The sequence below is a fragment of the Klebsiella sp. 2-CIP_Kleb. genome, from assembly GCF_050378715.1.
In the GTDB taxonomy this organism is placed as follows: Bacteria; Pseudomonadota; Gammaproteobacteria; order Enterobacterales; family Enterobacteriaceae; genus Klebsiella; species Klebsiella quasipneumoniae.
In genome coordinates this window covers 1-2,838 of the sequence record NZ_JBNRLG010000024.1, presented here as the reverse complement: position 1 = coordinate 2,838, position 2,838 = coordinate 1, and the positions used below count along the sequence as shown (strand labels likewise).

The window sequence follows — 2,838 nt, the reverse complement described above, 5'->3', positions numbered from 1 at the left end:
AACGTTCCTTCAGGAGACTTAAAGTCTCAGGGAGAACTCATCTCGGGGCAAGTTTCGTGCTTAGATGCTTTCAGCACTTATCTCTTCCGCATTTAGCTACCGGGCAGTGCCATTGGCATGACAACCCGAACACCAGTGATGCGTCCACTCCGGTCCTCTCGTACTAGGAGCAGCCCCCCTCAATTCTCCAGCGCCCACGGCAGATAGGGACCGAACTGTCTCACGACGTTCTAAACCCAGCTCGCGTACCACTTTAAATGGCGAACAGCCATACCCTTGGGACCTACTTCAGCCCCAGGATGTGATGAGCCGACATCGAGGTGCCAAACACCGCCGTCGATATGAACTCTTGGGCGGTATCAGCCTGTTATCCCCGGAGTACCTTTTATCCGTTGAGCGATGGCCCTTCCATTCAGAACCACCGGATCACTATGACCTGCTTTCGCACCTGCTCGCGCCGTCACGCTCGCAGTCAAGCTAGCTTATGCCATTGCACTAACCTCCTGATGTCCGACCAGGATTAGCTAACCTTCGTGCTCCTCCGTTACGCTTTGGGAGGAGACCGCCCCAGTCAAACTACCCACCAGACACTGTCCGCAACCCCGGTCAGGGGCCAACGTTAGAACATCAAACATTAAAGGGTGGTATTTCAAGGTTGGCTCCACGCAGACTGGCGTCCACGCTTCAAAGCCTCCCACCTATCCTACACATCAAGGCTCAATGTTCAGTGTCAAGCTATAGTAAAGGTTCACGGGGTCTTTCCGTCTTGCCGCGGGTACACTGCATCTTCACAGCGAGTTCAATTTCACTGAGTCTCGGGTGGAGACAGCCTGGCCATCATTACGCCATTCGTGCAGGTCGGAACTTACCCGACAAGGAATTTCGCTACCTTAGGACCGTTATAGTTACGGCCGCCGTTTACCGGGGCTTCGATCAAGAGCTTCTCCTTACGGATAACCCCATCAATTAACCTTCCGGCACCGGGCAGGCGTCACACCGTATACGTCCACTTTCGTGTTTGCACAGTGCTGTGTTTTTAATAAACAGTTGCAGCCAGCTGGTATCTTCGACTGGTCTCAGCTCCATCCGCAGGGACTTCACCTACACACCAGCGTGCCTTCTCCCGAAGTTACGGCACCATTTTGCCTAGTTCCTTCACCCGAGTTCTCTCAAGCGCCTTGGTATTCTCTACCTGACCACCTGTGTCGGTTTGGGGTACGATTTGATGTTACCTGATGCTTAGAGGCTTTTCCTGGAAGCAGGGCATTTGTTACTTCAGCACCGTAGTGCCTCGTCATCACACCTCAGCCTTGATTATCCGGATTTGCCTGGATAACCAGCCTACATGCTTAAACCGGGACAACCGTCGCCCGGCTAACATAGCCTTCTCCGTCCCCCCTTCGCAGTAACACCAAGTACAGGAATATTAACCTGTTTCCCATCGACTACGCCTTTCGGCCTCGCCTTAGGGGTCGACTCACCCTGCCCCGATTAACGTTGGACAGGAACCCTTGGTCTTCCGGCGAGCGGGCTTTTCACCCGCTTTATCGTTACTTATGTCAGCATTCGCACTTCTGATACCTCCAGCAACCCTCACAGGCCACCTTCGCAGGCTTACAGAACGCTCCCCTACCCAACAACGCATAAGCGTCGCTGCCGCAGCTTCGGTGCATGGTTTAGCCCCGTTACATCTTCCGCGCAGGCCGACTCGACCAGTGAGCTATTACGCTTTCTTTAAATGATGGCTGCTTCTAAGCCAACATCCTGGCTGTCTGTGCCTTCCCACATCGTTTCCCACTTAACCATGACTTTGGGACCTTAGCTGGCGGTCTGGGTTGTTTCCCTCTTCACGACGGACGTTAGCACCCGCCGTGTGTCTCCCGTGATAACATTCTTCGGTATTCGTAGTTTGCATCGGGTTGGTAAGTCGGGATGACCCCCTAGCCGAAACAGTGCTCTACCCCCGAAGATGAGTTCACGAGGCGCTACCTAAATAGCTTTCGGGGAGAACCAGCTATCTCCCGGTTTGATTGGCCTTTCACCCCCAGCCACAAGTCATCCGCTAATTTTTCAACATTAGTCGGTTCGGTCCTCCAGTTAGTGTTACCCAACCTTCAACCTGCCCATGGCTAGATCACCGGGTTTCGGGTCTATACCCTGCAACTTAACGCCCAGTTAAGACTCGGTTTCCCTGCGGCTCCCCTATACGGTTAACCTTGCTACAGAATATAAGTCGCTGACCCATTATACAAAAGGTACGCAGTCACACCATAAAGGTGCTCCCACTGCTTGTACGTACACGGTTTCAGGTTCTTTTTCACTCCCCTCGCCGGGGTTCTTTTCGCCTTTCCCTCACGGTACTGGTTCACTATCGGTCAGTCAGGAGTATTTAGCCTTGGAGGATGGTCCCCCCATATTCAGACAGGATACCACGTGTCCCGCCCTACTCTTCGAGTTCACAGCCTGTGCATTTTGGTGTACGGGACTATCACCCTGTACCGTCGGACTTTCCAGACCGTTCCACTAACACACAAGCTGATTCAGACTCTGGGCTGCTCCCCGTTCGCTCGCCGCTACTGGGGGAATCTCGGTTGATTTCTTTTCCTCGGGGTACTTAGATGTTTCAGTTCCCCCGGTTCGCCTCGTTAACCTATGTATTCAGTTAACGATAGTGTGACGAATCACACTGGGTTTCCCCATTCGGACATCGCCGGTTATAACGGTTCATATCACCTTACCGACGCTTTTCGCAGATTAGCACGTCCTTCATCGCCTCTGACTGCCAGGGCATCCACCGTGTACGCTTAGTCGCTTAACCTCACAACCCGAAGATGTTTC

At 53.1% G+C, this 2,838-nt stretch carries 1 rRNA gene; it reads right to left on the bottom strand.

Annotated features, from left to right (window positions below):
• A 23S ribosomal RNA gene (locus ACQUTP_RS25650) occupies positions 1 to 2,818 on the bottom strand; the annotation flags it as partial.
• Between the last annotated feature and the right edge of the window lie 20 nt (positions 2,819 to 2,838).